Annotated in this window: 27 protein-coding genes; 17 read left to right on the forward strand and 10 right to left on the reverse strand. The window is 57.9% G+C overall.

The window, feature by feature from the left end:
- The first annotated feature begins 60 nt into the window (after positions 1–60).
- Positions 61–1,296: a PQQ-binding-like beta-propeller repeat protein gene (locus tag TBK1r_RS25390; protein ID WP_419580385.1), complete on the forward strand. Its 1,236-nt coding sequence runs from the start codon at positions 61–63 to the stop codon at positions 1,294–1,296.
- Positions 1,297–1,514: 218 nt separating this feature from the next.
- Here the strand turns inward: TBK1r_RS25390 and TBK1r_RS25395 are convergent, their stop codons facing one another.
- From TBK1r_RS25395 to TBK1r_RS25405, 3 genes are read right to left on the reverse strand one after another with little or no spacing between them, the layout of a single operon-like run.
- Positions 1,515–1,958 carry a hypothetical protein gene (locus TBK1r_RS25395; protein WP_145217259.1) on the reverse strand — a complete coding sequence of 148 codons (444 nt, stop codon included), beginning with the start codon at positions 1,956–1,958 and terminating at the stop codon, positions 1,515–1,517.
- Positions 1,955–3,343 (reverse strand): TIGR01777 family oxidoreductase, encoded by a 1,389-nt coding sequence (locus tag TBK1r_RS25400; RefSeq protein WP_145217262.1) that lies wholly within the window; start codon positions 3,341–3,343, stop codon positions 1,955–1,957. Before TBK1r_RS25400 ends, TBK1r_RS25395 begins: the two co-directional genes overlap by 4 nt.
- Complete coding sequence (locus tag TBK1r_RS25405; RefSeq protein ID WP_145217265.1) at positions 3,340–4,413, reverse strand: sigma-70 family RNA polymerase sigma factor; 1,074 nt, start codon at positions 4,411–4,413, stop codon at positions 3,340–3,342. Before TBK1r_RS25405 ends, TBK1r_RS25400 begins: the two co-directional genes overlap by 4 nt.
- Positions 4,414–4,682: 269 nt before the next feature.
- Between TBK1r_RS25405 and TBK1r_RS25410 the strand changes: the two genes are divergently transcribed.
- The 5 genes from TBK1r_RS25410 (at position 4,683) to TBK1r_RS25430 (ending at position 9,185) form a co-directional block, all read left to right on the forward strand.
- On the forward strand, positions 4,683–5,585 hold the full coding sequence (locus tag TBK1r_RS25410) for a B12-binding domain-containing protein (RefSeq protein ID WP_372895236.1): 903 nt from the start codon (positions 4,683–4,685) through the stop codon (positions 5,583–5,585).
- Between the two features lie 164 nt (positions 5,586–5,749).
- Complete coding sequence (locus TBK1r_RS25415; protein WP_419580386.1) at positions 5,750–6,574, forward strand: alpha/beta hydrolase; 825 nt, start codon at positions 5,750–5,752, stop codon at positions 6,572–6,574.
- Positions 6,575–6,604: 30 nt separating this feature from the next.
- A complete protein-coding gene (locus TBK1r_RS25420) occupies positions 6,605–7,021 on the forward strand; it encodes a response regulator (RefSeq protein WP_095739134.1) in 417 nt (138 codons plus the stop codon).
- Entirely contained in the window at positions 7,018–7,443 is a 426-nt protein-coding gene (locus tag TBK1r_RS25425) for a DUF423 domain-containing protein (RefSeq protein ID WP_145217273.1), read from the forward strand. Before TBK1r_RS25420 ends, TBK1r_RS25425 begins: the two co-directional genes overlap by 4 nt.
- A gap of 470 nt (positions 7,444–7,913) precedes the next feature.
- Positions 7,914–9,185 carry a hypothetical protein gene (locus tag TBK1r_RS25430; protein ID WP_145217276.1) on the forward strand — a complete coding sequence of 424 codons (1,272 nt, stop codon included), beginning with the start codon at positions 7,914–7,916 and terminating at the stop codon, positions 9,183–9,185.
- Between the two features lie 89 nt (positions 9,186–9,274).
- Here TBK1r_RS25430 and TBK1r_RS25435 read toward each other — a convergent pair whose 3' ends face one another.
- On the reverse strand, positions 9,275–9,784 hold the full coding sequence (locus tag TBK1r_RS25435) for a response regulator (protein WP_145217279.1): 510 nt from the start codon (positions 9,782–9,784) through the stop codon (positions 9,275–9,277).
- 457 nt (positions 9,785–10,241) lie between these two features.
- Here TBK1r_RS25435 and TBK1r_RS25440 point away from each other — a divergent pair, with 457 nt between their 5' ends.
- The 6 genes from TBK1r_RS25440 (at position 10,242) to TBK1r_RS25465 (ending at position 14,282) form a co-directional block, all read left to right on the forward strand.
- Entirely contained in the window at positions 10,242–10,808 is a 567-nt protein-coding gene (locus TBK1r_RS25440; protein ID WP_145217282.1) for a type 1 glutamine amidotransferase domain-containing protein, read from the forward strand.
- Positions 10,809–11,231: 423 nt separating this feature from the next.
- Positions 11,232–11,714, forward strand: a complete 483-nt coding sequence (locus TBK1r_RS25445; RefSeq protein ID WP_145217285.1) for a pyridoxamine 5'-phosphate oxidase family protein — start codon at positions 11,232–11,234, stop codon at positions 11,712–11,714.
- Positions 11,715–11,792: 78 nt separating this feature from the next.
- Complete coding sequence (locus TBK1r_RS25450) at positions 11,793–12,449, forward strand: hypothetical protein (RefSeq protein WP_419580387.1); 657 nt, start codon at positions 11,793–11,795, stop codon at positions 12,447–12,449.
- Between the two features lie 32 nt (positions 12,450–12,481).
- Positions 12,482–12,649 carry a zinc ribbon domain-containing protein gene (locus tag TBK1r_RS25455; RefSeq protein WP_372895244.1) on the forward strand — a complete coding sequence of 56 codons (168 nt, stop codon included), beginning with the start codon at positions 12,482–12,484 and terminating at the stop codon, positions 12,647–12,649.
- A gap of 83 nt (positions 12,650–12,732) precedes the next feature.
- Positions 12,733–13,077: a DUF4235 domain-containing protein gene (locus tag TBK1r_RS25460; RefSeq protein ID WP_419580388.1), complete on the forward strand. Its 345-nt coding sequence runs from the start codon at positions 12,733–12,735 to the stop codon at positions 13,075–13,077.
- Positions 13,078–13,160: 83 nt separating this feature from the next.
- Complete coding sequence (locus tag TBK1r_RS25465) at positions 13,161–14,282, forward strand: carboxylate-amine ligase (protein WP_145217291.1); 1,122 nt, start codon at positions 13,161–13,163, stop codon at positions 14,280–14,282.
- 17 nt (positions 14,283–14,299) lie between these two features.
- On the opposite strand, the gene TBK1r_RS25470 is transcribed toward TBK1r_RS25465, so the two are convergent.
- The 4 genes from TBK1r_RS25470 to TBK1r_RS25485 all read right to left on the reverse strand — a co-directional run bounded on the left by TBK1r_RS25470 (position 14,300) and on the right by TBK1r_RS25485 (position 17,998).
- Complete coding sequence (locus TBK1r_RS25470; RefSeq protein ID WP_145217294.1) at positions 14,300–15,685, reverse strand: phospholipase D-like domain-containing protein; 1,386 nt, start codon at positions 15,683–15,685, stop codon at positions 14,300–14,302.
- A gap of 141 nt (positions 15,686–15,826) precedes the next feature.
- Complete coding sequence (locus tag TBK1r_RS25475) at positions 15,827–16,534, reverse strand: CAP domain-containing protein (protein WP_145217297.1); 708 nt, start codon at positions 16,532–16,534, stop codon at positions 15,827–15,829.
- Positions 16,535–16,572: 38 nt separating this feature from the next.
- A complete protein-coding gene (locus TBK1r_RS25480) occupies positions 16,573–17,121 on the reverse strand; it encodes a DUF421 domain-containing protein (RefSeq protein ID WP_145217301.1) in 549 nt (182 codons plus the stop codon).
- A gap of 4 nt (positions 17,122–17,125) precedes the next feature.
- A complete protein-coding gene (locus TBK1r_RS25485; protein WP_145217304.1) occupies positions 17,126–17,998 on the reverse strand; it encodes a DUF1206 domain-containing protein in 873 nt (290 codons plus the stop codon).
- A 29-nt stretch (positions 17,999–18,027) separates the two neighbouring features.
- On the opposite strand from TBK1r_RS25485, the gene TBK1r_RS25490 reads away from it, so the two are divergent.
- Together TBK1r_RS25490 and TBK1r_RS25495 are read left to right on the forward strand one after the other, a co-directional pair.
- On the forward strand, positions 18,028–18,219 hold the full coding sequence (locus TBK1r_RS25490) for a hypothetical protein (protein ID WP_145217307.1): 192 nt from the start codon (positions 18,028–18,030) through the stop codon (positions 18,217–18,219).
- A 49-nt stretch (positions 18,220–18,268) separates the two neighbouring features.
- On the forward strand, positions 18,269–18,601 hold the full coding sequence (locus TBK1r_RS25495) for a hypothetical protein (RefSeq protein WP_145217310.1): 333 nt from the start codon (positions 18,269–18,271) through the stop codon (positions 18,599–18,601).
- 319 nt (positions 18,602–18,920) lie between these two features.
- Here the strand turns inward: TBK1r_RS25495 and TBK1r_RS25500 are convergent, their stop codons facing one another.
- On the reverse strand, positions 18,921–19,670 hold the full coding sequence (locus TBK1r_RS25500; RefSeq protein ID WP_419580389.1) for a DUF998 domain-containing protein: 750 nt from the start codon (positions 19,668–19,670) through the stop codon (positions 18,921–18,923).
- A 269-nt stretch (positions 19,671–19,939) separates the two neighbouring features.
- On the opposite strand from TBK1r_RS25500, the gene TBK1r_RS25505 reads away from it, so the two are divergent.
- Positions 19,940–21,049: a baeRF3 domain-containing protein gene (locus TBK1r_RS25505; protein WP_145217313.1), complete on the forward strand. Its 1,110-nt coding sequence runs from the start codon at positions 19,940–19,942 to the stop codon at positions 21,047–21,049.
- Positions 21,050–21,149: 100 nt separating this feature from the next.
- On the opposite strand, the gene TBK1r_RS25510 is transcribed toward TBK1r_RS25505, so the two are convergent.
- Positions 21,150–22,208 (reverse strand): sodium:calcium antiporter, encoded by a 1,059-nt coding sequence (locus tag TBK1r_RS25510; protein WP_145217316.1) that lies wholly within the window; start codon positions 22,206–22,208, stop codon positions 21,150–21,152.
- Between the two features lie 411 nt (positions 22,209–22,619).
- Here TBK1r_RS25510 and TBK1r_RS25515 point away from each other — a divergent pair, with 411 nt between their 5' ends.
- Entirely contained in the window at positions 22,620–22,979 is a 360-nt protein-coding gene (locus TBK1r_RS25515; protein WP_145217319.1) for a hypothetical protein, read from the forward strand.
- Between the two features lie 81 nt (positions 22,980–23,060).
- On the forward strand, positions 23,061–23,237 hold the full coding sequence (locus TBK1r_RS25520) for an AI-2E family transporter (RefSeq protein WP_145217322.1): 177 nt from the start codon (positions 23,061–23,063) through the stop codon (positions 23,235–23,237).
- Positions 23,238–23,368 lie beyond the last annotated feature (131 nt).

Here is a 23,368-nt window from a genome sequence, read left to right on the forward strand (position 1 = left end):
GGTAGCCGGCGCACTACTGTGCGTCAGTCGTTCCTTCGCCCCCTTTCGATTCGTGCCATCATGAAATTCCGCCGCCTCTTGTCCTGTCTCTTGGTCTGCTGTTCTTCCCCGATTGTCGCTGCCGACCCGGGCGATTGGAGCCAGTGGCGTGGCGAGAATCGCGATGGCCAACTGACGTCCGGTGAGTTGCCCGAAAAACTGCAGGGCAACCTGACGCTGGCTTGGGAAAAACCGCATGCCCCCAGCTACAGCGGACCGGTCGTGTTTGACGGCATGCTGTACACGACCGAGACGGTCGACAAGACGTTTGAGAAAGTCACCGCGTACCAACTCAGCGACGGCAGCGTTGCCTGGACCGCCCAGTGGGAAGGGTCGATGGCGGTCCCGTTTTTCGCGGCCTCCAACGGAGACTGGATTCGCGCCACGCCGGCCTGCAGCCCCGACGGTTTGGTCGTCGTCGGAATGCGCGACGTGATCGTCTGCCTGGATCCGAAAACCGGTGCCGTAAGGTGGCGGGTCGATTGCCCAAAAGCGATGGGAACGCCGCTGCCGATGTTCGGCGCAAATTGCTCGCCGCTGATCGACGGTGATGCGGTTTACATGCAAACCGGTGGCGCCACGGTCAAGCTTTCGATGAACGGCGGATCGGTGATTTGGCAAACGCTGGAAAACGCCGCCTCCAGTTCGCCCGGTGCGTTCTCCAGCCCGATCATCGCAACGATCGCCGGCAAGCGGCAGCTACTGGTGCAAACCCGCCTCGAACTCTGTGGCGTGGACTTGGAAACCGGCCAGCCGCTTTGGAAGCAGCCGATCCAAGCGTTTCGCGGAATGAATATCCTGACGCCACTGCCGATCGGCGATCGCGTTTTCACATCCGCCCACAGCGGCACCGCCCAGCTGTTTGAAATCTCTCGCGACAGCGACAAGTGGACGGTCCGGGAGGTATGGAACCAGAAGCAACAGGCCTACATGTCATCGCCCGTGCTGGTCGATGGGCGGATCTACATGCATCTGAAGAACGAACGGATGACGGCGTTGGACGCTCAAACTGGCGAAGCGACCTTCACCACCAGACCGATCGGCAAGTACGCCAGCTTGATCACCGATGGAAATCGCATCCTCGCGTTGACCGAGCGCGGCAAATTGATGCTGCTCGACGGCTCCACACCGGACTACAAACTGATCGACGAGATGGACGTGGCACAGAATTCCTGGGCTCATGTCGCAGTGGCTGGTGACGACGTGGTCGTCCGCGACCTGGGAAAACTGAAGGTCTTCCGGATCGAAAGACCTTGAGGGACGCCCGGACGCTGGCGCGAACCGGCTGATATCAAGTGACGACCAGCCGTTTGGCGCAAGCCTACGGGCCTTGCGCCGGTCCCAACCTTGTCGATTGAGCGGTATTGGGCGTAAACCCTCCGTTCTCTTTCGTTCCCGAAACACCGGAGGGCTTGTGCCCTACCGCTAAAAAATGCCTTACAGCGTTGCGCGGTAGGACTTACGCGTCGAGCCGCCTACGCCATCAGCTTGTTGGCGAAGTACGCGAGCAACAGACCTCGGGCGGTCCACAGAATCGTTCGGATCCAGTTGCTGCCGACGAGCAGTTGATAGTCCGCCTGGGTGAAACCGTTTTGCGTCAGCCGGTTGTGACACGGCACCTGGATCAGCGCGGTCGACAGCCAGATTGCCAACACGGCGATAAACGCCGCCACCAAAACCCAGCGTGGAATTCCGGCGGGCACAAAAGCGAGCAACATCCCTGCCGTCGCGATCTCGACCAACATGGGTAGCCCGACGATCGGAGTGATCAGAGTTGAGTGATCCGTTTCGTACTTCACAAACTCCGCTTCGCCCACCCGGTCGAACAGTTTGTAATGCACGACCTGGACCATCCAGATCAATCCGACCATGTACCAGGTTGCGACCAGATTGATCAGAAAGATCACGTTCACCTTCATTCGATCGACTCCAATCGATTCACCCCCAAGTGATAACGCAACGCCTCGTCGGCCTGGCTGAAGCGAAATTCATATCCGGTCTTTTGCAGCACCGACGGGATCACGCGCGTGCTGGACAGCAGCAGCGCGTCAGCCATTTCGCCGAGCGCAAGACGTAGAGCGAACGCCGGGGCAGGAACCAGCGACGGACGCGAGATCACTCGCCCGAGCGTTTTGGCAAACTCGCGATTGGTCAGCGGATTGGGTGCGGTGACATTGAACGGACCGGAAACGCGATCGTCGCAAATTGCGTGGTAGATCGAACCGATCACATCGTCGATCGAAACCCAACTCCACCATTGACGTCCGCTGCCCAAGGCCCCGCCGAACAGTTTGGCCGGGGTCAACATTTTTTCGAGCGCCCCGCCGGCGGGGTCCAGCACGACGCCCAGCCGCGCGTTGGCGACGCGAATGCCTGCTTGTTCGGCAGGCCGACAGGCTTGTTCCCATTCCTGGGCGACGTCTGCCAAAAAGCTCTCGCCCGGTGCACTCGATTCGGACAGCACCTCGTCCCCGCGATCTCCATAGATGCCGATCGCAGAGGCGCAAAGAAAGACTTTGGGCGGGTCCGCCAGCCCGGCCAAGGCTTCGGCCAAACGACTTGTCAAATCGACTCGACTGTCACGAATCGCCTGTTTGACCGAATCGGTCCAGCGTCGGTCCGCGATCGACTTTCCGGCTAAATGCACGACGGCATCAACGCCGGAAAGCTTGGCCGCCTGCTCGGGCGAATCCCAAGGAGCGATCGCAGCCTGACCGTCTTCGATGCGATCGATGGAACGTTCCAACCGAATCACTTGGTGGCCGAGCAGTGTCAACAACGCGCAAAGCTTCTGCCCCACCAGCCCGGACGAACCCGAGACGGCGATCTTCATCGGTGACGCTTGGTACTTCGCCGCCAATTCCAAGTCGTCGCGGGTGACGCGGTGGCGGTAGGCGAACATCGTCTCCAATTCTTTGCGGGCCAAGGTCGCGCCGAACATTCTGCCGAGCGATCCGAGCGGCAATTGATACGTGATCGAATCGCGAAGCACACAGCCGTCGGAGGATGCTGCGTCGAACAAGTGGCGATGTTCCCAGTGGGCGAAAGGCCCCGAGCGTTGGACGTCGACAAAGCAGTGGGGGGGATCGTATTCGGTGTGCTGCGCGACCCATCGCATCGACAGCGGGCCGGACTTCAGTCGCAACACAACCACGCTGTTCGGCTTCAGGCTTCCATCGGACGATTCAACCGATACCTTTTTCCAGGGCGGGATCAAACGATCGAGGGCGCCGCGTCGTTCGTGATAGGCGAAGGCCTGCTCCGCGTCGACCGGCAGCGTCGTTGAAGCCAAATAGGTTTTCACTGAGTCTCCAGTTCCGCAAGGTTGACGTCGCCCGCCATCGCACGCAATTTATCCATCGCCCGACGCTCGAGCTGGCGGACGCGTTCCTTGGAAACACCAAGGCGGTTGGCGAGCGACTGCAGTGTATGAACTTTGCGGTGCGCTCCGAGCGAAAAACGGGCGCGGATGATAAATTTCTCGCGGCGATCCAATTCGTTCAGCATCACGCTCAAACGACTCCTCAGTTCGTGCCAGCGTTTCTCGCTGATCGCCGACTCGCGACCTTCATCGGTCAAATCCAGATCCATGTCTTGCAACCCGCCCACCGTCTTCTGACGTTCTTGCTGTTTCACAACGACGGTGCGATAGGAATTGCGGCGGATGACCTGCGTCGCGTAGGTGCTGAATCGAAACCCACGGTCGAAGTCAAACTTCTCCACCGCGCGGATCAGCGCGACAATTCCGTCACTGAGCAAGTCATCGAAACTGTTGTTCGGGTTGACGAATTTTTTCACAATCGAAAAGACGAGCCGCAAGTTCGCCTCGACGATTCGGTCGCGATGCCACGAGGCCAACGCGATCAACCGGTCGATCAACTCCAACCGGACCCGCGACGGCCGCGCCGGATTCAACAGGCTGCGATGCACCGCGGCCTGTTGCAACAGGTAGTTCATCCGCTGAAACAGCATCTGCTCCTGTTCCGGGGTCAACAGCGGGGCCTCGCAAAGCCGCCCCAGGTGGATCGGCATGTCGATCCCGCTGCGTCGGATCGCCGCGATGCCCAGCTCCGCTTTGCGGGGGGCAAGATTCAACGGCTCGGCGAACAGTTGCTTGCCCAAGTCGGTATCGCCGAACTCGGGATTGGAAATGAAATCGATCTCTTCACGCAGCCGACGCTTGGTGCGGCTCTTGAGCTCTTCGCTCGTCAGTTCGCCGATCGGGGCGACCATTCCATCGGCTTCGCGATGAGCATCGTTCAATTCGTCCAGGTTCAACCAAGCCGGCGGACGTGCACGGAGTTTGGACGCATCCGATTTGGGTGCGGTTTTCTTCGTGTCAGTCGTGGGAGCGGGGGCGAGCTTGGTAGCCATGGCTTGATCCTTGGGGCGGTTTCCAGAACGGCATTTCGTTCAAAACGTTCATCACGGTATATCGGTAGATTCGTGCAACAACAATGCCCGGATGCATAAAATGGCGAAATAAGTTCCAAATCCGCTGCAGAAACGCCGAAAACACGAAAGTTTTGCGATTCCACGGTTGGCGAGGTGGAGGTTTTCGCTACGATTCAAAAACGTCCACACTGGACGATTTTCAGCCAAAACGTCCACGTTTGCCTGATTCAACGCCCCGGACCCTGCCTGTGACCGACTCGCTGCCCCAATTCTCTCCGAAACAGATCGCCAGCTCGCTGCATGTCAGCGAGTCGTCGGTCAAGCGTTGGTGCGACCAGGGTGCGATCCCGACCATCCGGACGGTCGGCGGCCACCGCCGGATCACCCTTTCGGGCCTGCGTGAGTTCCTCCAGTCGACCGAGCGAACGATCGTTGACACGAAAGCGCTGGGGATCGACGGCAGCGACCTTGAGATCGCGTCGAAGCCGACGGCCCGCCGTACCGCGGTGCGTGGAGCCGGCACCGAGCCGACGCAGCAGGAGTTCCGTGCGGCTTTGGCCGACGGCGACGAGCGTCACTGCATGCGATTGCTGGAGCAGCGGATCGCGTTGGGGTGGTCCCGCGCCGAAGCGGCCGAGGACCTGATCACCGACGCGATGCGAGGGCTCGGTGACGCTTGGGACTGCGGCGAGCTGGAGGTCTATCAAGAACGTCGCAGCTGCACGATCTGCACGCGGCTGATCTACAACCTTCGCGAGGGGCTCGCGAACCTGCCTGCAGAGGCGCCGATTGCGATCGGTGCGGCGCCGGAGTCGGACCCCTATCAGCTACCGACCGCGTTGGTGGAGCTGGCGCTGCGGGAAAGCGGCTGGAACGCGGTCAATTTGGGCAACGACTTGCCGCTGATTTCGTTGATGCAGGCGGTCCAGGATTACCAGCCCAAAATGGTTTGGTTGAGCGTGACAGCGGTTGACGATCCGGCCCGTTTTGTGCGTGAGCAGAACCAGCTTGCCGACTCGCTGGGCGATCGGGTGAGCTTGATCGTGGGGGGGCGTGCGTTGGACGATCAACTGCGTCCGAAGCTGCGTTACGCGGCGCACTGCGACAGCCTTCGGCACCTGATCGAGCTGGCTGAGATTCTGAAGCGTTAGTTTTGAAAGCGTTTCTAATTTTGTCTTTTTGCGACTGGCTTTGTTCGCTTCAGCGTTGACACATCGTCCGCGCTGTCCCTACGTTTGTAGCGAGCCGTCAGCAGCGTGTTGATGCTTTTTCACTTGCTGAGTCCCGGTTTGCTATGAACCGTTTTGATGCGACCATGATTTGGAATTCCGTTAGCGATCACGTTGCCGACGGAAAGGACAACGCCCCGCACCCCGTCGACGCACTCGATGCCGAAGAGTTGCCGGTAGAACACGACGGCGAGGCACCGAGCAGTTGGTCCGCGGCGATCCGTGCCCAGACCTTTTTTGTGCCGCTGCATTACGAAGCGAACTACCGTTACCCGTTGATCGTCTGGCTGCACAGCGACGGCTTCAACGAAAACCAAGTTTGTCACGTGATGCCCCACGTCAGCTCGCGGAACTACTTGGCCACTGGCCTTCGCGCCCCGATGGCGTCCGACGCGTCGGGCCACCGGTTTTGGTGGAGCAACTCGGCGGCAGCCTTAGAATCGGCAGAGCGAAGTGTGCTCGCCGCGATCGACCGTGCCGCAGATCAATACAGCATTCATGCCGAACGCATCGTGTTGGCGGGGTACCAAAGCGGTGGTACGATGGCGACGCGGATCGCGATGCGTCACCCCGAACTGTTTGCCGCCGCAGTCTCACTCGGCGGCGCGTTCAATCTGCCCGCCCATCCCGAGTTAGACCGGCAGCGGTTAAAGGAACGACGATTGCCGATGCTGTGGCAGCGATCCATCGAAAGCGAGTTCTACGACGAGACGCGTTTGGTTTCCGAAATTCAAGCCGCCAGCTCAATCGGAGCACAACTGGAAATTCGCCAGTATCGCAACGACGACGAAATGAATACCGTCGTTTTGTCGGATCTGGACCGATGGGTCATGAATCATGTGGTGAGCGGTGCTCCAGTTGCTAAACTAAGCCATTGGGATACAAGTCCGACTTCGTTCTCGGACAACTAAACTTCCAGTTTCACCTCCAGGTTCCACTGTATGGCCGACGAAGACTCTGACGATCTCCCCGAAGTGGTTCAAAGCGATCGCGGTGCCAAGATTTTGATCGTCGACGACGATGTCGAAATCATCGAGTCGGTGCGTTATGCGTTGGAAGACGCCGGGTACGAAGTCGTCGTTGCCCGCGACGGAAACCAAGGCTTGGCGTTGGCCGAACGCGAATCCCCGGACCTGATCATCTTGGACATGATGATGCCCAAACGCAGCGGGTTCCTGGTGCTCGAGAAGCTGCGGCGGATGTCCGAAACCATGGTGCCGGTGATCATGATCACCGGCAATGAAGGCAGCCGACACAAAGCCTACGCCGAACTGCTGGGCGTCAGCGAATACATTCGCAAGCCCTTCCAAATGGACAAGCTTCTGCGCGCCGTTGACACCCAACTGACTTCGGCATGAACCCGCCCCTCCGATTCCTGCTCGTTGCCGCCGCGATCGCCGGCGCCACGGGTGTCTCCCTGGGTGCCTTCGCAGCCCACGGTCTGGAGGGGTTGCTGCAGTCCCAAGGGCTGGAGCCCGAACTGATCGCAAAACGCGTGGGGCAATTCGAAACCGGATCGCGGTACCACCTCGTGCATGCCGTTGCCCTTTTAGCCCTGGCGGCCTGTGGCACCAACGCGTCCTCGTTGATCGTAAAATCCGGTTACTTGTTCGTGGCCGGCATCGTGCTGTTCAGCGGCAGCCTGTACCTGCTGGTGTTGACCGAAACACCTTGGATGGGCGCGATCACGCCGCTGGGAGGTGTTGCCTGGATCGTCGCCTGGATCTTGCTCGCGTTCGCGACTCCCAAGCGGCCGGATGAGTCCACCACGCCTGCGTAACCGAGACGTCACGCAACGCACGTCGTTGAGGCAATGTCCCTCGCTGACGCAGCTAACCTGAAGGGATTCTGACTCCATCGACAGGCCGCAGGCCTGGTCGCCAATCCGACAGGATGCTCGACAGTCGTTCGGCCTAGTCACGTGTCGCATGCCGGCCGTGAATCTGCTTCGACGGATCGCAGCGTGAACCCGCGGAATTTTCGCACCCTGTCATCCGTGGGTTCGCGCCGCCATCGCTGGGGAATCTTTTGGGCACGGTCTTTGCATCACCGGCAGGTGGTCACCTACCGCGTGCTTATTCGAATTGGAGATTGCCAGCGCCCTCCGAACCAGCGCCACCCAATACAAAGCCTCCTCGCCATGCCGGCCTTGCCATCTCGGCATCATGGTCTCCCGCGATTGGATCTGCACGACTAAACCCGCACGAAAAGCAACCAACGTGTTGCCACCCAAAGCCACCGAGTCGTTCCATGAGACACCAACGAAACCTTCTTTACTTCGCCGCTTACATTGTTCTGTCGATGGCGGCACTGATGACCGTCAAGGCGGAGCAACCATTGCAAACGGCCCCGGCGGTGCCTGACGGAGCGGCCCAAGAGATCAGCGACTGGGCCCTGGCAGGAGTGATTTGGAGCGATGCCAGTCTCACCAAAAAGCTGGCCATCGAGGCCGCCAAACGTAGCGAGTCGAACGAACAGAAAAAACAACTGCAAGCCATCGCCGAGCAGTCAAACCAAGTGATTGCTGAGTTGGAGGCGTTTGGTTGGACACAAGTCAAACGCTCCGCCAACTCGACCGTTGACCGCGATTCCGAACGTGCGCTGCCCGATCCGAAAACAGTCGGTGCCGCCCTGGCAAAATCGATTGATCGCCCCAAGCGTGATCAAAATGCCCGCCCGTCCAACGACGACAAGGCATCCGAACGCGCATCGTCGTCACGCCGTTCGTCACCGGCACGAACCGCTGCCGACGCCAAAGGGATTAAACGGCTCGACACCGAAACTCCGGCAGGTGTAGACGATCCGGGGCTAGATGACGAACGAACCGCCGACAGACCGCGATTGGATATCGATCAGTACCGTGTAGACGACTACATCGACGAGACACAACGTGAGGCCGGCAATTTGGCCGACGCAATCGAAGACGGGACGGAAGCTGCGATCGCTGCCGCCGCGGGACGTCGTGCCGTCAGCGGCCCCGTGGCCGGACGGATCAGCCTGCGTGAAGCCCAAACACGTTCGGCAACCTTGCCTTATTCAAAAGACTCAATCTACGATCGCGATGATTATGATCCCGATGCGGACTACAACATCGACAATCCGCTCGGTACGGAATTCACTAACCCGGAAAGCGTCGATTCGGGTGACGGTGATGATGACATCGACAGAGACAATCCGGCAATAGTCATTGACGGCGAAGATGAACTGACCGCCGCGCTGCAACGCGAGAATCGCTCCACTGCTGGCTCTACCGCCCAATCGGCACAAACCACTGTTGCTGCAGAAGCCACTGTCGATCTAGATCGCTATACCAGCGATCGCTCGGGCCATCTTCAAGATGCAAATTGGGTGCAGTTTCACTTGAACGCCAACCAAGCGACGTGGTCTCGTTTCACTACCCGGGACAACCTCGTCGAGCGAACCGGTGATGCGGTCACGAAGCTAAAAGCCGACGCCGCGGCTGCCCTGCACGCGACCGACAACCCCAAGCTGGCGAGCATCCTGAAGAAGATCGTCGAGTAATTCAGCTGGTGAACATTGCCGTCAACTCACTTTCGTCTCGGGTGGCCTTCATCACCAAACCCGCCCGAGGCGAGTTGACGACAAACCGGCTATCGAGGCCGCTTGCCTTTGGCGACAGTCTTGATCAGCCGTCGGAGTGTCGGTGAGATCACTCCCTCGCCGCACGGAATGGAATCCGAGTCTGCGACGCTGATTTGCTCCAGACACTTTTTTCCTGCGATTAAATCGAGGATGACCGAAAGAGTCGTCTCCCTGTCGAGCGGCTTTTGAAGCAATCCATCGCCACCCATCCTGCTCACGACGTTGAATGTCTGGCCATCGAGCAGGCTGGTCATCACCAGAACGGGCAGTTTCCGAATCCGCTCGTTGTCGGATTGGCGAACCTTCTCAAGAAGCTCCAGTCCGCACAACAACGGCATCTCCAGGTCCGTCACCAGCAGATCGGGCGGATGGTTTTGAATCGATTCCCATGCTTCTAACCCGTTTTCGGCCAGCACGCAATCGAAACCGCAACCGTCGAGCCATTTTCCAACCTTTGCTCGCGACGATCGCACATCATCCGCAATCACACATCGTTTGGGGAGGGCAACGTCCGTCATCACAGGCTGAAGCAGAAAGGGAGTGAATGCGGGTTCTACTGTGATTTTGATTGGGTTTTAAGAGTGCAACGAGAGTGCAACTCTCGTGCCCTTGGCGGACCGGCCTGTCGGGCATCTCCAGCGAATCGATGCCATCTCCATAGCAGTCTTAACAGCAACGCACCTCGTCCACCACTCAAGCGGGACGGTTTGTCCTGACAGACTCTGTTCCTGACACACTCTTTTCGCGGCACATCGTTCTTCGCCGTCAACCGCTGCGTTCGGTGAGTGAGACGAACGCTGTTCGAGAATGCCTCGCACTGGTCACTGATCGACCGGCGATACCGGGCCGAGCCCACCGGTTGTGGTGACGGCAATGGAAAGCCGCCTTTGGCATGGAAACTGCAACGTCAGTCAGCAACGACAGTCAATGCAACCGCTTCTACACGAACCATCGTGTCCCGTTCCGGAGAACAAGATGAGCAAGCAATCGCTCCAACAAAAACGAATCGCATTTCTCGCAACCGACGGCTTCGAGCAAGTGGAGCTGACCAAGCCCTGGGAAGCGCTCAAAAACGCCGGTGCTGAGGTGGTGTTGGTGTCACCGAAGTCCGGTGAAATCCAGGGCGTGAATCATGACGAAAAGGCGGACACGTTTCCAGTCGATCAGTCGGTCCACTCGGCATCCGCCGAACAGTTCGACGGACTGGTGTTGCCCGGTGGTGTTTTCAATCCAGATGCGCTGCGGATGTGCGAAGATTCCGTCAGTTTTGTGCGAGACTTTTTTAAACAACACAAGCCGGTCGCCGCCATCTGCCACGGGCCTTGGACGCTGATCGAAGCCGACGTCGTCCGGGGACGCAAGGTAACGTCGTGGCCGAGTCTGAAGACTGATTTGATCAACGCCGGAGCGGAATGGGTCGACGAAGAATGCGTTTGTGATCAGGGCTTGGTGACCAGCCGAAACCCCGACGACCTGCCAGCGTTTTGTGACAAGGCGATTGAAGAATTCGCCGAAGGTCGCCATGCCGAGCAAACGACATAAACGCGTTTTGCAACTGCTCCGAATACCCAACAGGCAACGCCGTGAAGCATTTATTAGCGGTAGGGCGCGAGCCCTCCGGTGTTTCGGGAACGATGAGGGACCGGAGGGCTTGCGCCCTGCCGCTAACACCTCATTTTTTAGCGGTAGGGCGCGAGCCCTCCGGTGTTTCGGAAACGATGAGGGACCGGAGGGCCTGCGTCCTGCCGCTAACACCTCATTTTTTAGCGGTAGAGCGCGAGCCCTCCGGTGTTTCGGAGACGATGAGGGACCGGAGGGCCTGCGTCCTGCCGCTAACACCTCGTCAAACGCGGGGAATCAATGCTTCACCGCGTTGCCCAGCAGGGACGCCGTCGGCCGATCAGCCGACGGCGACCCTGACAAGCTGGCGATTCAGTGACCAAGCACTCAACAAGGACTAGGACCATGAACACTCATAAAAAACTGATCGACTTACTCAAAGACTTCGACACAGCGATGCTCGTCACCCGCAGCGTCGATGGTTCAATCAACGCCCGTCCGATGGCGGTCGCACAGGTGGAATCAAACGGTCAAATCTGGTTTGTGACCGAACGCGACTCCGGCAAAGTCTCCGACGTGGCACTTGATTCAGAAGTTGCCGTGACCATGCAAGCGTCAAATCAATTCGTGTCGATCTCCGGGACTGCACATCCGATCGATGATCAATCGAAGCTGGACGAACTCTGGAGCGAAGGCTGGAAGGTTTGGTTTCCCGACGGCAAGTCCAGTGAAAAGATTTTATTGCTGCGGATCGAACCGTCACGGGGCGAATACTGGGACCACTCCGGTCTGACCGGTGTGAAGTATTTGCTGAAAGCCGGCACCGCCTATTTGCAAGGCGAACGTCCCGCGACTGACGCCGAAACCAACGCCTCTGTTTCGATGTAAACCCGCGCAAGCTGTGATGGAGACAGGGCCGGATACCGGCCCCTCATCAACAGCACCACGTTTTTCACTCCCCCAAAAATGACCGAGAAAACCATGCGACTCGCTGCCTCCCTACTAACGATGATGTTCGTCACAATCGCAATCGCCGATGACGGGTTGTTTGACGACAATGACAACACAACCGCGGCGGGCGACGTTCTCGAAGCCCGCGGCGAACTGGCCACCGGCCTCGGCAAAGGTGCCTATCTAAAATCTCTGTCAGCCGAACAGTTGCAAGAAGCTATTTCGCTACGCCTCAAGAATCGCGAAGAGCGGGTTGAGCAGTACTATAAACTGCGAGATCTACGGGACGCGGAAATCGCGGAGGAACACAAGCCGCTATCGGAAGAGAAGCGTCGTGAAATCGGCAAACGGATGGCCCCGGACCGATTGCAAGAAAACCAGATCGATCGACAGTCCGGCGAACTCTACTGGCCTCAGCCCCTGGACCATGACGCCCTTGAACCTTACCGCAAACCGATCGAAGAAACGTTTGCGAAGCGTTCCAGCCCCGGGGAAACGTATCGGCGGATGGATTACGCCAAAGTCCACCGGATGGTCAACCTGATCCACGAAGCGGTGGATTCGATCAAAGACCAACTGGATCCCCAAGAGTTCACCGCTTTAAAAAGCTATCTCCGTCAAATCGATTATGAAGCCAGGTTCAACGGCTCCGACGAGAGGATCGACTACTGATGAACACTGACAAATCCGCTTCGCCGTTGAACATGACTCCCTGTCCGCGCTGCGGCATTGATGTCCACGACCGCGCGGTCGCATGCCCCAACTGTGGCACGAAAATTTACGTGAACTCGCCCGCCGATATCACGCCGACCAGGCACCCGCCTGGTTCATCCAACGACCGCTCGGTTCAAAACCGACCAGATGGTCGCTAGGACGGTGTGACACCTCAGGGAGTGTTTTCCCCACAAACCTCTTCTTCTTCCGCTGCCAGAATTGACCTATCGAGGAACCAACAATGATTGAACAGATGCAAGAAAAGCTTAGCGATTTACGCGACACGGCGGCGGACCGCTTTCACGATGAACCGGATGGACGCAATACCGGGATCGGAAAAACGGAGAACTTGCTGGCCTACGCGGCCGCCTTGGGCGCGACACTGGTGGCACGCAACGCGCTGCAAGCCGGTTGGCGAACCACGCTCAATCGCGAGCCACCGAAGAATCCCGCCTCTCCGGAAGTGGATTGGAAAGACGCGTTGCTTTGGGGTGCCGTCTCCGGCGCACTCGTTGGCATCGTGCGAATTGCTTCGCGGCGTGCCTCTTCCGGCGCTTACAACCGCTACGTGTCGAAACGACGCTGAAGTGCCTTTTTTTAGGATCGACCTCTTAAGTCCAGGGGCTTTCACTGCCCGCAACTCGCTTCTTCGAATAAGGAAATGACGCCATGGCCCCCTCCATCCCTTCAATTGGTGTCGAAGAAGAATACCAGCTTGTCGATCCCACCAGCGGACGACTGTTACCCAATTGCAAACGGGTGATCGAACAGATCGGTAAACAGACGACGGCGGAAATCCAACACGAACTTCACCTCACTCAAATCGAGATGGCGTCGAAGGTTTGCAAGACACTGGACGAGGTGCGTCGAAGTGTCAGCATCGTGCGCGGCGACCTGATCGTCGCGGCGGGCAACACGGGCTCTGCTCTGGTCGCTGCCGGAACCAATCCATTGCCCGTCCCCGCTTCGGACTCCTTCACTCCCAAGCGGCGCTACCAAGTGATGAGCCAGCGATTCCAACAAATCGCCCGCGACATGCTGATCTTCGGTTGCCACGTCCACGTCTCAATGGAAGATCGATCCATGGGCGTGCAGGTGATGAATCAATGTCGTCGTTGGCTGCCGATTCTGCAGGCACTGTCGGCCAACTCACCGTACTGGGATGGAGAAGACACAGGATACGCGAGCTATCGACGAGAGCTATGGGCGCAATGGCCGATGGCGGGACCACCGCCGCATCTCGATGACCTCGCCGACCATGAAGCATGTGTCGATGAGTTGGTGCGAGCCGGGGCGATCAAGGATGAAAGCTTTATCTACTGGGACATCCGTCTGCCAACCAAAGTCCCAACAATTGAGTTTCGTGGTGCCGATGTGATGTTGGCGGTGGAAGAGACCGTCGGTTATGCAGGCCTGATAAGGGCCATCGTGATGCAAGCGATGCAAGACATCCATTCGAATCGAATCAACCGACCGATACGACCGAGTTTGCTGTCGTACGCGATGTGGCATGCCGCTCGTTATGGCATCAGCAAGGACCTGGTGGATCCACTAACCTGCGAAAAGCTCGCCGCCAAGGAAGCTGTGTTTCGGTTACTCGACGAGGTGCGTCCGTCTTTGGAAAGGGCCGGCGACGAGCAGTGCGTCAATGGTTACGTCCAGCGGCTCTTTGATGTGGGAATCGGAGCAGACCGACAGCGAGCAGCAGTCGGTCCGGATGGCGACGTGGCACAGGCGGTGCATTACGCTATCAGCGAAACGGGACGCAGTGCGGTGGTCAACGAATGCTGAACGTCTGAAAGCTCGGCCTACAGTTCGGATGCAAACATTCGGACGGCGGTCGCCATTGCCGACTGAAGCCTGGTCCGTTCCTTCGATTTGGATTCACATTTGTTCGCCAGCTGTTCAAACCAATCGCTCACCACAGCGATGGTCTCTTTGTCGTGAATCGCGACCGACAACTCGTAATTCAAGTAGAACGAACGGATGTCGAAATTGGCCGAGCCGACCAAGGCAACCAAATCGTCGACGATTCCGATTTTGGCGTGCACCATCCGGTCCATGTGTCGATGGATCTTGCAGCCCTTTTCGACCAGATCCTCGAAGTAGTCTTCGCGGGCATAGTCGACAGGTCTCAGATCGCTGACCTGTGGGATCAGGATTTGAACGTCGATTCCCCGCCGGCACGCCATCTCCAGCGATTGCATCGCGTGGGGTGGCGGCACGAAATAGGGCGTGCAAATCCAGATGCGATGTTTGGCTTGATTGATGGCGCACTGCCAAAAGTCGGCAAGGATTTCCTCGGGACCGTCTGGACCGATCGGCACGACCGTGATTCGTGAACCGCTATTCGAATCCGCCCTGTCGTTCTCGGTCAATTCACTCGGCGGCAAGTCTTCATCCGTCTCAAAATTCCAATCGCTGCAGAAGACAGACTGCAATTGAGTCGCCGCGGGGCCTTCGATGTAAAGGCTCATGTCAACCCACGCGTCTTCATCAGGCGGATCGGCGAGTTCGTCTTCGACGATGTTTGCCCCTCCCAAAATAGCCCGTTCACCGTCGACCACCGCCAGCTTTCGGTGGTTGCGAAAGTTCAAATAGGCGAGCCGCGAAAGTTGGGACATGCGTTTGAATCGATGGACACGTCCACCGGCGTCCTCCACACGCTGCAGCAGCTCCTCGGACAGGAAGAACGATCCAAAGCCGTCGACCAGCAACCGGACCTGAACTCCGCGACGGGCTTTGTCGCACAACAGATCGACGAGCTTGGTACTGCTATCCTTCTCATCCATGATAAAGGTCATGACATAGATGGCTTTCTCCGCACTGGCAATCAGTTCGATAAACGCATCGCGAACCTCTGGCGGATCACTGAGCAATCGAACTTGGTTGCCCCATGTCGGTGGGCACAGGTCTCTCGCGACCAACAGCCGCTCGACCGCGTCGCGTGGCTCTTCGGTGGCACCTGGAAAATTCGGAATCTCCACCAACTTGCGGGTCACGTGCTCTTCAGAAATCTTCCGCCCACCGAGCCAGAGAAAAAGCAGCAGACCGATGGGCGGAGACAGCAGAATCAGCCCCAGCCAACCGATTCGACCAACGTTATGACGTTCCTCATTACGGATCATCGTCATTGCCAGGATCGTCAGGAAGGCTCCGACGACCGAACTGATGTAAGCGACGATCCAAATCATGACGAAGTCCTTGGCGGTCCGTGTCCGGCTGAAACAGGAAGAGCAAAACTGAGCAATTGTTCGTCGGTTTGTGTAGTGGACCCCGCGTGCATGCGGCAGCAACCGTCCACCCGACGCCTGATGCTGACGCATTGACGTTTATCAACGACTCAGTCCATCGTCTGAAATGGACAGTTCGATGGAGTCTTTGACTTCAATTTTCGAATCCGATCCGGTCAAGCTTAACGTTGCCGGGAAACAGCGTTTCATGGTGATGATGGAGCGTGATGGAAGTTCGACTTCGTCTTCGCTGTCGTTGGAGGTGACGACGAGGGTTTGATTTTGTTTGGTCAGGTTGGTCACTTTGACTTGGATTGCAGCTGATTTCGGCCGTCCGAACAATTGGACGGCGTAATACGTCACGCCATCAGTGGTCGCGACCGAAACGCCGGTTTCGGTGACGAAGTCGGCCAAAATGTTTTCCCGGTGTGGCGGTGATTCGATCCAGCCTTGCACAAAGACTTCGGTCAGCGACTCTTCCGTCACCTCGCCGGTGTTCGTGCGGTAGGCGATATTCTCCCGCACCACGCAATACTGGTAACCGGCGTCTTTGGCACGCTCGGCCGGTGTGCGGCCGTCGGCATGGTGACCATACTTTCCCGACTCGGCCATGAAAGTTGCGAATTTGGATGCCGTTGCGACCAAATCATCGTTCGAACCGACCGGCGACAGGCCATGTTTTTCCCGATAGTCGTTGGTCTGATCCACGATCGCCTGCTGCACTGCTTCAACCATCTTGCTCTCGGGATCGTCAGCGTGGATCACCGTGCTCACGGCGACCAGCAGGAGGAGGGCTGCGGATTCTCGCATTTTAGAATTCCAGTGGTGGTTGGTAACGGGATAACGGTCTAACGACTTTCGAACAATCGTTCTGCGCCGATGACGGAGCCGAAGATCGCGGGTTCTATTTTGGGTTCGTCGGCGGAGTGCAAGACGGACACGTCACCCGTGGTCTCAAACACTACCGCTTTGACCTGATCGAAACTCATCGCATTGGCTTCCCGGAGCTTCGCAAAAAGATCACTTTCAGTCATGTTGGCTTGGCGAAGATTGTCGTGCAGAATTTCAGGGCCAGCCATCAGCAACAACGGCTGATTGTCGATAGCATTGCTGACCCGGTTAGAACGCACCCTGAGTGCCGCCAGGATCCACTGGCCCCCGAACAGACAGAGGATTGAGAACAGTCCCATCAAAAGCGTCGGCGACGGTCCGGAAACGGTCGACCCGAACATCGATCCGACGGCAATGGTCATTGCAAAATCGGCCGCAGACATCTTCGAAAAACTGCGTAGACCCACGATTCGTGTGTAGACCAAAATGCTGGCGTACACCACCATCGCTGACAGGGCAACCATCGCCAGGTCTTCCGCAGTGGCGGAGATCCATTTTTCAAACATCGGATCACCCTACGTTGAACTTGCGGAACCAACCCAACAGCATCGAGTGGACCGCGTAGCACATCAGTCCAAACCCGGTGATGCCGAGGAGGACCTTTCCGTAGGCTTGTGAGGCGATCGCAGCCAAGGCGTCACTCATGCCGGCGATCTCACCATCGGACGTCCCCTGGACTGCCGAGATGGTGATGAAGGTGCCGATGATTGCGAATGCGATGCCGCGCGTGCTGAGCCCCATTCGGCCAACGTGCAGTGCAATCGTGCGAGTCGTCTCGCTCATCGCGTCCAAATCATACTTGGTCATGAACTTGGCCTGATACGCCTTGTAGACCAAATAGAACGCGACCCCGATGGTGATGACGCCCGCAATCGCGAGCACGATTCGTCCCCAAGTCGAATCCAACAACCAACTGCCAGGCCCACCCTGGGAGTTCCCCGAACTCGACGTCAGCCCCAAAGCCATCGATCCGGCATATCCGCCGAGTGCAAGGTATGTCAGTCCGCTAATCACGTATCCGATGCGTTTGAAAATGCCCTTCAAGTCCCGCCCCTCGCCTTCGGTATCTTTCGCCGCTTGCACCCATCGCCATGCGGTGTAACCGAGCAACCCGATCGCAACCAAACCAAGCAACAATCTGCCAAAGGGTTGTTGCCCGATCTCTTGAATCGCTTCTCGTGACCCCGAGATTTCCCCACCCGCCCCGATCGCCAACTTGAAGGCCAGGAAGCCGATGATGAAGTAGACGACACCCTTGGCGACATATCCCGAACGCCCCAGTGTTTCGATCCACGACGGGACCTCCGGCATCGAACGGGTCTCAAATCCGTGCCACGAGGGACGGTTGGATGCACGGGACGTCGAAGCTTGATGGGTGGACATGAGACGAATTCCAATGGGAACGGAGGACGGTGGATCTGGACAGTGGACGTGGACAGTGGACGTGGACGGTCGACGTGGACGGTCGACGTGGATGGTGGCAAGAGCAACCCCAAGCCCTGTCGCTGCCTGGGGGCAAACAGCGTGCCAAGGGATGTACCCCGATTCACTGGGTCGTTTATTTGGCACAGTGTTTGCTTCATCTGCCGCTGAGCCGGCGTTAGTCGACGTCCGACTGCACGGCAAGAGAACGAAACCAACGAGGAAACCAAAATGAAGTATGCACTGAGCCTGTTGATGCTGACCGCTGGAATGACCATGGTTGGATGCAATGACAGCGTGTACGACGAACAAGCAGACGCCGTCCGCGAAAGCTCTCAGGAATACGCTGAAAGCGTTCGCGAACAAGCCGACAATCAGGCCGAACAGGTCGAAGACCGCTATGAAGCTGCCAAGCCGGCGTTAGAAGAAGCGGCCGATGAGAAAGCGGATGCGATCGAAGAACGCGGCGAAGAGAAAGCCGACGCAATCGAAGAAGCCGGCGAACAACGCGCTGACCAACTGGAAGAGATGGACGATGAGGAAGTCGTCGAAGAAGTCGAGTGATCCGTCGCCGGGATAAACACGCCCACGCGTCGACAGCTTCTTTTCCCCGTCGCTTTCTCAGAGAATTTACGGTCTGTTGAACCAGCCGACCTTGCCAATGCAACGCGATCAGGTCAGGTGCGACGTGTAAGCGGGGGGCACCACGCGGCCCCTCGCGAACGCGTGCGGGCTTCAATCGACAGGCCATTTCGACACCGGCAGTGGTCACCCCACTGCCGGTTTTTTTGTCGGGAGCTTTCACCTCACATGAAACGCACCGCCCGTCACGTCACTGCCTCGGTCAACCGAGTTGTCCCGGACTGGTCCGTTATCCGCCGGTTTACGATCCCCGCCGCCAGCCATCATTGGCCGGTAATTGACCATCTGGTCGCTGATCGTCCAACACCAACTCGGACGCGTACGCCAAGACGTCCACAGCGATTTCAGCAACGATCACACGTCCTTTCGCGAGCCAGGCCGCCGCGAACGACCACACCGCGATCGATTCCATCCACAGCAGAAAATTAAAATCGTTGAACCACTGCTTCCATCGGCCGCCGAGTAGAAACAAATACGCGGCCATGGCGACCATGCAGAGCAAGATGACCAATCCACTGGCTCGGTAGATCCAACTCCGCTCACGCAGGTGTGGCTCTTGTTCAAGTCTCGCGTCACGCGGGAAGTGGTACAGCGAGTAACACGCCAGCGTCAGAAAGAACACACCACCGCTGACGGTATGCAAATAGCCGCTCAGCGATTTTTGCACAAGCGGATCGCTGGCATAGTCCAGCGGGAACAAGGCGATTCCCAACGCTGAAACGCCGCCGACATTCGCCGACCAGTTTTCCACCCAATCGTAGCCGCGATAGCAGAATAAAAACACGCCGATCGCACACAAGGTCCCGACGAACACATCGCGCATCGGCGTGTGGTAGTAACTGCTCATGTTGTCCTGAATCGGGACGCCGGTGAGCCAACCGCCGCCGACAAGCATCACAGGGAGCGCCAGCCCGCTCAACCCCACTGCACGCCGGATCGTCAGATACGAAGCAACCAACGTGCTCGTACTCGCGGGCGCATCATGAATCACTTGAGTGCCTGGATAAGGTGATGATCGATCAGATCCGTCAATTTTAGAGCATGTCGCGTGCCATTGACAATCGCGGCTTCGCAATCGGGTCTTCGGTACTCTCCGAAGTATTCTCGACGTCGCTTGCCGATCCGCACCGTAGGCACCCGCGACTCCACCAAGGCATTCGGCATCGCGTTTGCAACTGAGTTTGAGATCAATACCGCTAAACTTAGCGGTATTGAGCTTGAGATAGCAGAACGTTTCCTCCCTTTCAAAGCGAGATGGCGATGTCCACGATCACCAATGAACTCACACCAACGCGTCTGAAAACGGGCGATTTGAAAGAACTGGCCAATACAAGTGCGAATCCTTGTGTCTCGATCCTGATGTCGACCTATCGAAGTGGCCCCGAGACCCAACAGAATGCGATTCTTTTCAAGAATCTACTCGGCGACGCGAAACGGCAACTCGAGGCGGCCGGCCATGAGTGTTCGATCGTTGCCCCCCTTGAATCGCTTTCCGCCAAGTACGATTTCTGGCAACATCAAAGCGAAGGACTGGCCATCTTTGTGACACCCGACAAAACACGTCTTGTTCGCGTCAACCGATCCTTGCCAGAACGTGTCTTCGTGGGGGAGACGCTTTGGCTGCTACCGTTGGTCAGGCAGTGGAACACGGGCGACACCCAGTTTGTTCTCTCGTTGACCTGGGACAGTGCCAGCCTGTTCCGATTCGACGGCGAATCGCTCGAACTGATTGAGACCGACGTGCTTCCAGCCACCTTTCACGACCTCGTCGTGCCGCGTGATCCCGAAGAGAGCTTGCAGAACACGAGCCACCGCAGCCACGGAGGCGCCGGGGCGACGTCGACGGCGATCTATCACGGCCATGGAGAAGGCGAAGATAAAATTGAGGCGGATCGAGACCAGTACCTTTCGCTGGTCGGCGATCAGGTTGCCGCCGCGATTTACAACACCGGCATTCCGTTGGTGTTGGTCGCGACAACCGAAGTGGCGGGCCATTTCGAAGCAACGACCGACGTGAGCGTCGACGCCAGGATCGAAGGCAGCCCCTCTCAATGGAGTGACCAGGAACTGCGGGAACGAGTCCTCCAAGCGGTTTCCGACCAACCGAGTGGTGGCAGCGAAGAGGATCTGGACCAGTTCGCCACCGCCATCGCGCAGTCACAAGGATCCAGCAAGCTCTCAGAAATCGTCGCCGCCGCGGCCAACGGACGCGTCGATTCGTTGTTGATCTCCGCGGACGAAACGGATACCGACGCGACGCAACGGAACACGGCTGTCGTCGAGACCCTGCGTCAGGGAGGACGCGTTTACCGGTGCGAGCCGGATCAGATGCCGGACAACGTAGCGGTCATGGCCATCTTCCGTTACTAAGCGACGAGCAGTCAATGGCTGGTCTATCACCAACCAAACCGGGCGGTGATTGACCGCAATGGCGGTCGCCGGAATCCTGGTTCTACAGCGTGGAGTAAATTTACAGCGTCGAGTAGATCACCAATCCGATGCCGTACACCAGCAAGACGGCAAACGAGTCGGTGCCCATCCCCAGAATCGTGCGGTCACGCCGCTCCAGAATCCCCCACAGGTACAGGCTGGTGACGACAATCCCCAGCGCGGCGAGGAAGCCGGACGGCGGGGCCATGGCGTCAAAAATCGCACCGTCGCGATAGGTCAGGTCGGCCGGCAAGAAGAGCGCGATTTCAATTGAATTGGTCCCCAGAATGTTCGCCGCTGCCATACTGTAGGCTCCGAACCGAACCGCCGAATACGTCGTGCTGACCTCCGGCAAACTGGTTGCCAACGCGACCAACGTCGCTCCGACGAGACTCTGCCCGATTCCGGTTTGTTCGGCAATCGCTTCGCCGGTTTTCGCCACGAAGAATCCTCCGATCAGGACGGCAAGTGAGGCGATCGCGAAGAAACCGACCAACGCCCCGGTCGAGGTTTCTGCGTAGTCGGATTGGTAAGCATCCTTGAGATCACGCGCCGATTCGGGCGGCTGGGCCAAGTCACCGCTCGGTTTCCAGCGTGGGTCGCCTTCGTAACGATAGATCACCCACACGGAAAAGACATAGAAACCGAAGATCACCAGCGGCCACAGGCCGACGTGCGCGATGGACCCCAATTCGCCGCTGCTGAGCGCCGCCGCCGCAAGCGCGATCAGCGCGATCAACATCACCCCAACCATCAGCAACGAGGAGCGAGGTGAGAACAATGTCAGTGCTCGGCCTCGCAGCACCACCGCGTCGATGATCCCCAGCACCGCTATCTGCATGGCGACTCCGCCAAGCAGGTTCGCTCCGGCCAGCTGCGCCGCACCTGAGTACGCGGCTGTACAGGTCGTTGCCATCTCCGGCAGGCTCGTCGCCCCACCGAGCAACAGGGCACCGGCAAAGGCTTCACCGATCCCTGTTCGATCGGCGAATAAGTCGACGTAATGGCTAAGTTTTGCGCCTGCCAGCCAAACCAGGATCGCCCCGGCCACGAAGATTGCGGCGTTGGCCAGCAACGGAAGTTCCAAGAAAGAAATCATGCTCGATCGCCGGTGCAACGAACATGCCAGTCGGGTCGTATCGAGCGTTCACGCGACCAGTACCTGTGTGATGCACCTGGGTGACAAGAACGCCAGTCCATCCGACATTGTCCCCCCAAGGGCACGCCGCGTCGCGATGCATTGGCATATCGATTGCTCTCCATCCCGGATGCAGAAACCATTCCGGGGCAGTGGAACGGGCCCCAACAGCAATTCGATTGAGCGACTGTTGGCGATCCTTTGACACTGCACCTGACACTGCATTCCCAATCGAACTGGCTGGTCAAATTTTGATCGGCTTGGTCGCTGGGGATGACCGCTTGTTTGCCGGTGACGTTGAAAAATGATTCATCAATCCACCGCAACACTCGGTCAGTGCTTACCAATGAACTTCACACAGAAAAACGAAACATGAGCAATACAAATCCGCAGATCGAAAAACAACTCGACAAACTTGCCTCGATCTGTTGCACGCGGCTGGAGCACTCTTCGACGGATCCGACATTGGAGGATTCGTCAATCGACGAACTACTGAAGTCGCTGTTGATGAGTGGCTATGCTCGCCATGCCGACCGGTCGTTACAAGTTGACATCGAGAATCGCGTCAAAGACATGTGCCGTGAACCGGCGATGCATCGGGGCGGCGGGTTGTCGGGACTGACCGAGCAATTGCAAAACAAGTTCAACCAACTGAAAAGCTGGGAATCGCGTCAACCCGACGACAAGAGCAAGGCCAAAGCGGCCAACATCAGCTCAGCGACGGACGCGTGAGCCACTCGTTGCCCCCAAAGGGACTCGCCACGCTCCCACAACAGCTCTGTTGGATCGACACGATGGAGTGATCCTACCTATGTGATCGGCAATCAAGCAAAGCTACATCCATTGGTTGCGTTGGTGACCGTGTTGGGGGCGCTCAAGTTGATGGGGTTGTGGGGCATCTTCGTCGGCCCAATGGTTGCCGCGTTCTTTTATGCCCTGCTGAACATTACCCGTGATCGTGTTGCCAACCAAAGACAGCTGGCTGCATGACCGCGGCTTGCAAGTGCGGAGTCATCGCGGCCATTCGCAGTGTCTTGGCGTTCGCAGTGTCTTGGCGTTCACAGTGTCTTGGCGTTCGCAGTGTCTTGGCATTCGCAGTGTCTTGGCATTCGCAGTGGCAT

The sequence above is a fragment of the Stieleria magnilauensis genome (assembly GCA_007753675.1).
GTDB lineage: Bacteria > Planctomycetota > Planctomycetia > Pirellulales > Pirellulaceae > Stieleria > Stieleria magnilauensis.

Coding starts and splice junctions, on each gene's coding strand:
- TBK1r_RS25415 (WP_419580386.1), top strand. CDS start 5,750: ATGATTTGGAATTCCGTTAGCGATCACGTTGCCGACGGAAAGGACAAC.
- TBK1r_RS25390 (WP_419580385.1), top strand. CDS start 61: ATGAAATTCCGCCGCCTCTTGTCCTGTCTCTTGGTCTGCTGTTCTTCC.
- TBK1r_RS25435 (WP_145217279.1), bottom strand. CDS start 9,784: ATGACGGACGTTGCCCTCCCCAAACGATGTGTGATTGCGGATGATGTG.
- TBK1r_RS25470 (WP_145217294.1), bottom strand. CDS start 15,685: ATGATTTGGATCGTCGCTTACATCAGTTCGGTCGTCGGAGCCTTCCTG.
- TBK1r_RS25425 (WP_145217273.1), top strand. CDS start 7,018: ATGAACCCGCCCCTCCGATTCCTGCTCGTTGCCGCCGCGATCGCCGGC.
- TBK1r_RS25420 (WP_095739134.1), top strand. CDS start 6,605: ATGGCCGACGAAGACTCTGACGATCTCCCCGAAGTGGTTCAAAGCGAT.
- TBK1r_RS25445 (WP_145217285.1), top strand. CDS start 11,232: ATGAACACTCATAAAAAACTGATCGACTTACTCAAAGACTTCGACACA.
- TBK1r_RS25495 (WP_145217310.1), top strand. CDS start 18,269: ATGAAGTATGCACTGAGCCTGTTGATGCTGACCGCTGGAATGACCATG.
- TBK1r_RS25430 (WP_145217276.1), top strand. CDS start 7,914: ATGAGACACCAACGAAACCTTCTTTACTTCGCCGCTTACATTGTTCTG.
- TBK1r_RS25505 (WP_145217313.1), top strand. CDS start 19,940: ATGTCCACGATCACCAATGAACTCACACCAACGCGTCTGAAAACGGGC.
- TBK1r_RS25455 (WP_372895244.1), top strand. CDS start 12,482: ATGACTCCCTGTCCGCGCTGCGGCATTGATGTCCACGACCGCGCGGTC.
- TBK1r_RS25485 (WP_145217304.1), bottom strand. CDS start 17,998: ATGTCCACCCATCAAGCTTCGACGTCCCGTGCATCCAACCGTCCCTCG.
- TBK1r_RS25460 (WP_419580388.1), top strand. CDS start 12,733: ATGATTGAACAGATGCAAGAAAAGCTTAGCGATTTACGCGACACGGCG.
- TBK1r_RS25440 (WP_145217282.1), top strand. CDS start 10,242: ATGAGCAAGCAATCGCTCCAACAAAAACGAATCGCATTTCTCGCAACC.
- TBK1r_RS25515 (WP_145217319.1), top strand. CDS start 22,620: ATGAGCAATACAAATCCGCAGATCGAAAAACAACTCGACAAACTTGCC.
- TBK1r_RS25405 (WP_145217265.1), bottom strand. CDS start 4,413: ATGGCTACCAAGCTCGCCCCCGCTCCCACGACTGACACGAAGAAAACC.
- TBK1r_RS25450 (WP_419580387.1), top strand. CDS start 11,793: ATGACCGAGAAAACCATGCGACTCGCTGCCTCCCTACTAACGATGATG.
- TBK1r_RS25480 (WP_145217301.1), bottom strand. CDS start 17,121: ATGTTTGAAAAATGGATCTCCGCCACTGCGGAAGACCTGGCGATGGTT.
- TBK1r_RS25475 (WP_145217297.1), bottom strand. CDS start 16,534: ATGCGAGAATCCGCAGCCCTCCTCCTGCTGGTCGCCGTGAGCACGGTG.
- TBK1r_RS25510 (WP_145217316.1), bottom strand. CDS start 22,208: ATGATTTCTTTCTTGGAACTTCCGTTGCTGGCCAACGCCGCAATCTTC.
- TBK1r_RS25395 (WP_145217259.1), bottom strand. CDS start 1,958: ATGAAGGTGAACGTGATCTTTCTGATCAATCTGGTCGCAACCTGGTAC.
- TBK1r_RS25465 (WP_145217291.1), top strand. CDS start 13,161: ATGGCCCCCTCCATCCCTTCAATTGGTGTCGAAGAAGAATACCAGCTT.